Here is a 6557-nt window from a genome sequence, read left to right as displayed (position 1 = left end):
AACGCAATGGCCAACGCTTGACCATCCAGACAGTCGCTCTCTCAAAGAGAGAGGGATTCACGCGCGCCTCACCACATCGCGTCCGGCTCTTCCCCATGCAGCGCCTCGGCGATGCGCCGGCGGGTGGCGCGGGTGGTCTCATCGGGCAGGTCGTGGGGGTCGAACCAGCCGACCGCGTGGATCTCGCCGGCCGCGTTCGAGGCGCAAGTTTCCCAGGCCTCGATGCGATAGACCAGCACGTGGTCGCCGGGGTGCAGGATCTCGTTGCTGTGGGCCGAGACGAGGCGCGGACGGCTGAGCGCGCGCACCCCGGCCTCCTCCTGGAGCTCGCGGACCACGGCCAGCTCGGCCGTCTCGCCGCGCTCGACCCCGCCGCCGGGCAGGTACCAGCCGTGGACATAGGTGTGCTGCAGCAGCAGCACGCGGCCCTCCTCGTCGGTGACCACCGCCCGTACGCCCAGGGTCAGCCCCCGCTTGAAGCGGAAGAAGGCGTAGACCAGGGGGCGGGTGAACGGTTCGATGCGGCGGCGCCAGAGCATGGGGTGTTGTAAGGCCCGCCCCAATCTAGTGTCATCCCGGAAGCCTCGCAGAGGCTATCCGGGACCCAGGGGTGAAGGAGCGCAGCGCGCGCCGCCCCTGGGCCCCGGCTCTCCGCGCTTCGCGCTACGGCCGGGGTGACACGCTTATAAGGCTACGCGATCTCCCGCGCTTGCGGTCGGGGGGCTCGCCCGCTAAAGCCGAAGCCACAACCCTCTCTTTCGGAGCCGCGCCATGCTCGCGATCCTCGTCATCGCCATCTTCCTGGGCATCGTCTGCACGCTGAACCTGTCCGAGTTCGGCCGCATCGACTGAGCCCGTCGATGAGCCCGCGCGGCGCGGCCCTGGTCACCGGCGCGGGGCGTCGGATCGGTCGGGCCCTGGCCCTTGAAGCCGCCCGCGCCGGCTTTGACGTCGCCATCCACTGCCGCGCCTCGACCGACGAGGCCGAAGAGACGGCCGCCGACGCGCGGGCGCTGGGTCGCCGCGCGGCCCTGGTCCGCGCCGACCTCGCCAACGAAACCGAGACGGGCGGCCTGATCGCCCAGGCGTCCAAAGCCCTCGGGCCCGTCACCCTGCTGGTCAACAGCGCCTCGGCCTTCGAGGACGACCGCGTCGGGAACCTCTCCCGCCGGACCTGGGACCTCCACCTCGAGACCAATCTGCGCGCGCCGCTGGTGCTGGCCGAGGCCTTCGCCGCCGCCCTGCCGGCGGATCGCGCGGGCCTCGTCGTCAACATCATCGACCAGCGCGTCTGGCGCCCCAACCCGCAATTCTTCAGCTACAGCCTGTCGAAGGCGGGCCTGTGGTGGGCGACCCAGACGCTGGCTCAAGCGCTCGCGCCGCGCATCCGGGTCAACGCCATCGGCCCCGGGCCGGTGCTGCCCTCGGTCCATCAGGCGCCCGGCGAGTTCGAGGCCGAGGCCGCCGGGGTGCTGTTGCAACGCCGCGCGACGCCCGACGAGATCGCCGCCGCCCTGCGCTATCTCATTGACGCCACGTCGGTCACGGGCCAGATGATCGCCGTGGACGGCGGCCAGCACCTGGGCTGGAAGACGCCCGACATCGTCGCTCCGTAACCAGAGAGGCCGTCCTTGGCCGCAGCTCCGCTCCCCGACACCGCTTCTGCTCATGACCTGGCGCGCGTCATCGTGACCAAGGTCTTCGTGCGCGGCCTGAAGGTCGACGCCCAGATCGGCGTCTATGACCACGAGCACGGCCGCATGCAGCCGCTGGTCGTCGATGTCGAGCTGGACGTGGCCGCCAGCCACTGCGAGCGCCTGCCCGACACCGTGAACTACGAGATGGTCGGCGAGGCCGCCCGCGCCATCGTCGCCGAGGGCCATATCGACCTGGTCGAAACCTTCGCCGAGCGCCTGGCCCAGGCCTGCTTCAGCGATCCGCGCGTCACCCGCGCGCGGGTGCGGGTCGAAAAGCCCCTGGCCCTGGCCCCGCACGCCGCCGCCGCCGGCGTCGAGATCACCGCCGTTCGAGCCTAGACCGCGATGAGTATCCGCCACGGCGCCCGGCTCTCCCCGCTCCAGCCCGAGACGGTCTGGACGCTGGAGCCCGGGGTGCTGGTGGAGACGCGCGGCAAGGCGCAGCGCCGCTTTCCGCTGGCTAGCCTGAGCCGTTACCGGCTCGCCATCGGCAAGGACGGCCGCCGGCGCAGCCTGCTGCTGACCTTCGGCCAGCGGCGGATCCAGATCGTCTCGCAGAGCTATCAGGGTCCGGGCCGGTTCGAGGATCGGCTGCCCAGCTTCTCGACCCTGGCGCGGGCGATCGCCGCCGTCGGCGCGGATCTCTCGCCCAAGGCCCGGTTCGGCGTGGCGCGGATCGAGGCGCGCGCGGCCCTGACCGGCATGATCGCCCTGACCGCGCTCGGCGCGGTCGCGACCCTGGCGTTCTCGCTGAGCGCCGGCATGGCCGCCGTCGGGATCGACATGGCCGCGCGGATGGTCTTCGTCCTCTTGCTGCTGACGGCCGCCCTGCCCTGGATCGGCGCCGGCCGCGCCTTCGACCCGCACGATCCGCCCGCCGATCTGCTGCCGTAAAAGAAAACGCCCCGACCGTTAGGCCGGGGCGTTCGTGATCGAGGCCGGGGGCGAACCTCGATCAGCGAGGCATCAGCACGCTGTCGATCACGTGGATCACGCCGTTGCTGGCCGCGACGTCGGTGGCGGTGACGGTGCTCTTGCCGCCCTTCTCGTCGGTGATCACGACCTTGCCGCCCTCGACGGCCGCCTTGAACTGGCAGCCGCCGACCGTGTTGATCGTGTAGGCGCCGCCGTTCGACTGGATGGCGCCGAGCAGGGTCTTGGCCTCCACCTTGCCGGCCACGACGTGGCAGGTGAGGATCTTGGTCAGGGTCGCCTTGTTCTCGGGCTTGACCAGGGTCTCGACCGTGCCGGCCGGCAGCTTGCCGAAGGCGGCGTTGGTTGGGGCGAACACCGTGAACGGACCCGCGCCCGACAGGGTGTCGACCAGGCCCGCGGCCTTGACCGCCGTGACCAGGGTCGAGAAGTCCGCATTGCCGGCGGCGACGCCGACGATGTTGGGCTTGGCGCCGTGGTGGTCGGCGAAAGCGGGGGTGGCGAGCGCCGTAGCGGCGAGCGTCAGCATCGCCGTGCGGCGAAGGATCGAACGCATCATCTTTTGGGGGACCTTCCATCGGGTTGGGGGGATAGATGGGAGAAAGTCGACAGCGCGCGTTGTCGGTTAGCTCTACGGCCGCTCCGCCCGGTTGGACGGCTCAAGAGAACATGACTTTTTCGTAATGTTCGGCGCCGAAGGTGAAAACGGCGTCATGACGCCACCTTCATTTGCATCCCGCCCCCGACGGCGCGATCGTTGAGCCAACGACGATATCCCTAGGCTCAAAACCGTGTCAGACCCTTCGATGGACCCCGCCGTCCCGCCTCGGCTGCAGGACGACAAGATGCTGCCAGGCATCGGCTACGCCCTGCTGATCGCGGGCCCGCCGACCGGCGGCCTTACCTGCGTGATCGCCGCGATCCTGGCCTATGTCAGCCGCAAGGACGCGCCCGAATGGCTGGCCAGCCACTACGAGTTCCAGATCCGGACCTTCTGGCTGGCCGTGCTGTTCGCCGCGATCTCGGCCCTGCTGACCGTGATCGGTATCGGCGTCGTGCTGATGGTCGCGGTCGGCCTGTGGATCATCGTCCGCGGGATCATCGGCCTGTCCAATCTGTTTAAGAACCAACCCTATCCCACGCCCAAGAGCTGGATGCTTTGATCATGACCGACACCATCGTCACCCCCCGCTCCGACGAGGACAAGCTGCTGCCGGCCGTGGTCTACGGCCTGTACCTGCTGGGCTTCACCAACGGCCTGACCTTCATCGTCGGCCTGATCGTCGCCTATGTCAGCCGCGACGCCGCCGGCCCCGTGAACGCGACCCATTTCACCTTCGCCATCCGGAGCTTCTGGCTGTCGATCGCCGGCTTCCTGCTGGGCCTGGCGATCTTCCTGGTCGGCATCCCGCTGAGCCTCGTCTTGATCGGCATCCCGATGCTGGTCTTCGGCGGGATCATCATGGGCGGGATCAGCCTGTGGTTCATCGCCCGCTGCATCGCCGGCATCTACTATCTGTCGCGCGGCGAGCCCTATCCGCGCCCGCAAAGCTGGCTGATTTAGAGGCGCCCGCCCGCGTCCGGCGCCCGTACGAAGGTCGTCCGCCCCGCCTGGCGACCTGAAGGCCCCTCGCCTCTCGACCTCGGCGCGCCGCTTCAGTCACTTGCGCCCCTGGCGGACACCGCGTCTGGGGAGGCGCGGAGTCGGCGGACGGCTGGGTCATCTGGGGGTGATCCGCGCGACATCGGAAAGGGCGGCGGCGGGCGATGCCCGCCGAGGGGACAGACCGCCTTTCTCGACGCGAACCATCCGCATACGGCGTGTCCGCCGGCGTGGCGGCGGCGAGATCTTCGTCGCCGCCCAGACCGCCGCGCCCCGCCATAGAGGCGCTCTATTCCGTCCAGAAGATTTATCAATTTGCTCGATCTACGAGCGCCCCGTACAAGCAGCGCATCCTTTCAACGGAGCGCCCCATGTCGCTGATCAACACCGAGATCAAACCCTTCACCGCCCAGGCCTTCAAGGACGGCAAGTTCGTCACGGTCAGCGATGCCGACGTGAAGGGCAAGTGGTCGGTCTTCTTCTTCTATCCGGCCGACTTCACCTTCGTCTGCCCGACCGAGCTGGAAGACCTGGCCGACAACTACGACACCTTCCAGAAGCTGGGCGTCGAGATCTACGCCGTGTCGACCGACACGCACTTCTCGCACAAGGCCTGGCACGACAGCTCGCCCGCCATCGGCAAGATCAAGTACACCATGATCGGCGACCCGTCGGGCCTGGTGACCAACAACTTCGACATCATGCGTCCGGGCGTCGGCCTGGCCGACCGCGGCACCTTCCTGGTCGACCCGCAAGGCGTCATCCAGTTCATGGAAGTCACCGCCGAAGGCATCGGCCGCAACGCCGCCGAACTGATCCGCAAGGTCAAGGCCGCCCAGTACGTGGCCTCGCACCCGGGCGAAGTCTGCCCGGCCAAGTGGGAAGAGGGTGAAAAGACCCTGGCCCCCTCGCTCGACCTCGTCGGCAAGATCTAAGACCTGAGCTACCCGCGTCGCCGGCCGCTCGGGTCGGCGACGCGATTTCTCGATCGTACGCCGCGTTCGATCGTTCTCCCCGACAATCGAACGCCCTTTCCACTCCCCAACCCACCAGGGAGCCCATCATGCTGGACGCCGGTCTGAAGACCCAGCTGACCACCTATCTGCAGAACCTGCGCCAGCCGATCGAACTGGTCGCCTCGCTGGACGACTCCGCCGGCTCGGCCGAGATGAAGGCCCTGCTGGAAGACATCGTCGCCACCTCGGACAAGGTCACCCTGAACCTGGGCGGCGACAACGAACGCAAGCCGTCGTTCGCCATCACGCGCGCCGCCCCAAGTGAAGGTTTTGGCGACGCGGACGTGCGCTTCGCCGGCCTGCCGCTGGGCCACGAGTTCACCTCGCTGGTGCTGGCCTTGCTGCACGTCGGCGGCCACCCGCCGCGCCTCGATGACGAGGTGATCGAGCGCATCAAGGGCCTGGACGGCGACTACCGCTTCGAGACCTATTTCTCGCAGTCGTGCCAGAACTGCCCCGACGTGGTGCAGGCGCTGAACACGATGAGCGCCCTGAACCCGCGCATCCATCACGTCGCCATCGACGGCGCCTTCTTCAAGGCCGAGGTCGAGGAACGCCAGGTGATGGCCGTCCCGACCATCCTGCTGAACGGCCAGCCGTTCGGCCAGGGCCGCATGGACGTCGAGCAGATCCTGGCGAAGCTGGACACCGGCGCCGCCGACCGCATGGCCGAGAAGATCAAGGCCAAGGACGCCTTCGAGGTGCTGGTGATCGGCGGCGGCCCCGCCGGCGCGGCCGCGGCGATCTACGCCGCCCGCAAGGGCATCCGCACCGGCGTCGCGGCCGAGCGCTTCGGCGGCCAGGTGCTGGACACCATGGACATCGAGAACTTCATCTCGGTCCCGCACACCGAAGGCCCCAAGCTGGCCTCGGCGCTGGAGCAGCACGTCAAGGACTACGAGGTCGACGTGATGAACCTGCAAAAGGCCGTGGGCCTGGTTCCGGCCAAGACTCCCGGCGGCCTGATCGAGATCAAGCTCGAGAACGGCGCCAGCCTGAAGTCCAAGAGCGTGATCCTGTCGACCGGCGCCCGCTGGCGGAACGTCAACGTGCCCGGCGAGGCCGAGTACAAGAACAAGGGCGTGGCCTACTGCCCGCACTGCGACGGCCCGCTGTTCAAGGGCAAGCGCGTGGCGGTGATCGGCGGCGGCAACAGCGGCGTCGAGGCGGCCATCGACCTGGCCGGCATCGTGGCGCACGTGACGCTGATCGAGTTCGACAGCCAACTGCGCGCCGACGCGGTGCTCCAGCGCAAGCTGGCCAGCCTGCCGAACGTCACGATCGTCACCTCGGCCATGACCACCGAGA

Annotated in this window: 9 protein-coding genes; 7 read left to right on the top strand and 2 right to left on the bottom strand. The window is 68.6% G+C overall.

The window, feature by feature from the left end; genetic code table 11:
* Positions 1–68: 68 nt before the first annotated feature.
* Complete coding sequence (locus AX690_RS12965) at positions 69–539, bottom strand: NUDIX domain-containing protein (RefSeq protein ID WP_066684625.1); 471 nt, start codon at positions 537–539, stop codon at positions 69–71.
* 321 nt (positions 540–860) lie between these two features.
* Here AX690_RS12965 and AX690_RS12960 point away from each other — a divergent pair, with 321 nt between their 5' ends.
* The 3 genes from AX690_RS12960 to AX690_RS12950 are packed head-to-tail and all read left to right on the top strand — an operon-like array spanning position 861 to position 2591.
* The gene (locus tag AX690_RS12960; RefSeq protein ID WP_066684628.1) at positions 861–1616 is read left to right on the top strand and encodes an SDR family oxidoreductase; all 756 of its coding nucleotides are present in this window, start codon (positions 861–863) and stop codon (positions 1614–1616) included.
* Between the two features lie 15 nt (positions 1617–1631).
* Entirely contained in the window at positions 1632–2036 is a 405-nt protein-coding gene (gene folB, locus AX690_RS12955; protein WP_197426859.1) for a dihydroneopterin aldolase, read from the top strand.
* A 6-nt stretch (positions 2037–2042) separates the two neighbouring features.
* Positions 2043–2591 (top strand): hypothetical protein, encoded by a 549-nt coding sequence (locus AX690_RS12950; protein ID WP_066684631.1) that lies wholly within the window; start codon positions 2043–2045, stop codon positions 2589–2591.
* A gap of 61 nt (positions 2592–2652) precedes the next feature.
* Here the strand turns inward: AX690_RS12950 and AX690_RS12945 are convergent, their stop codons facing one another.
* Positions 2653–3189 (bottom strand): fasciclin domain-containing protein, encoded by a 537-nt coding sequence (locus AX690_RS12945; protein ID WP_066684635.1) that lies wholly within the window; start codon positions 3187–3189, stop codon positions 2653–2655.
* A 247-nt stretch (positions 3190–3436) separates the two neighbouring features.
* Between AX690_RS12945 and AX690_RS12940 the strand changes: the two genes are divergently transcribed.
* The 4 genes from AX690_RS12940 to ahpF form a co-directional block, all read left to right on the top strand.
* Positions 3437–3793 (top strand): DUF4870 family protein, encoded by a 357-nt coding sequence (locus tag AX690_RS12940; protein ID WP_369798213.1) that lies wholly within the window; start codon positions 3437–3439, stop codon positions 3791–3793.
* 2 nt (positions 3794–3795) lie between these two features.
* Positions 3796–4194 carry a hypothetical protein gene (locus tag AX690_RS12935; RefSeq protein ID WP_066684640.1) on the top strand — a complete coding sequence of 133 codons (399 nt, stop codon included), beginning with the start codon at positions 3796–3798 and terminating at the stop codon, positions 4192–4194.
* Between the two features lie 410 nt (positions 4195–4604).
* Positions 4605–5168, top strand: a complete 564-nt coding sequence (ahpC, locus tag AX690_RS12930; RefSeq protein WP_066684642.1) for an alkyl hydroperoxide reductase subunit C — start codon at positions 4605–4607, stop codon at positions 5166–5168.
* A 128-nt stretch (positions 5169–5296) separates the two neighbouring features.
* Positions 5297–6557, top strand: a 1261-nt coding sequence (ahpF, locus tag AX690_RS12925) for an alkyl hydroperoxide reductase subunit F (RefSeq protein ID WP_066730403.1), incomplete at its 3' end; no start/stop codon positions are given.

It is taken from the genome of Caulobacter sp. CCH9-E1 (assembly GCF_001556515.1).
GTDB lineage: Bacteria > Pseudomonadota > Alphaproteobacteria > Caulobacterales > Caulobacteraceae > Caulobacter.
The sequence above is the reverse complement of the archived record's forward strand: the minus strand, read 5'-3'. Positions and strand labels throughout refer to the sequence as shown.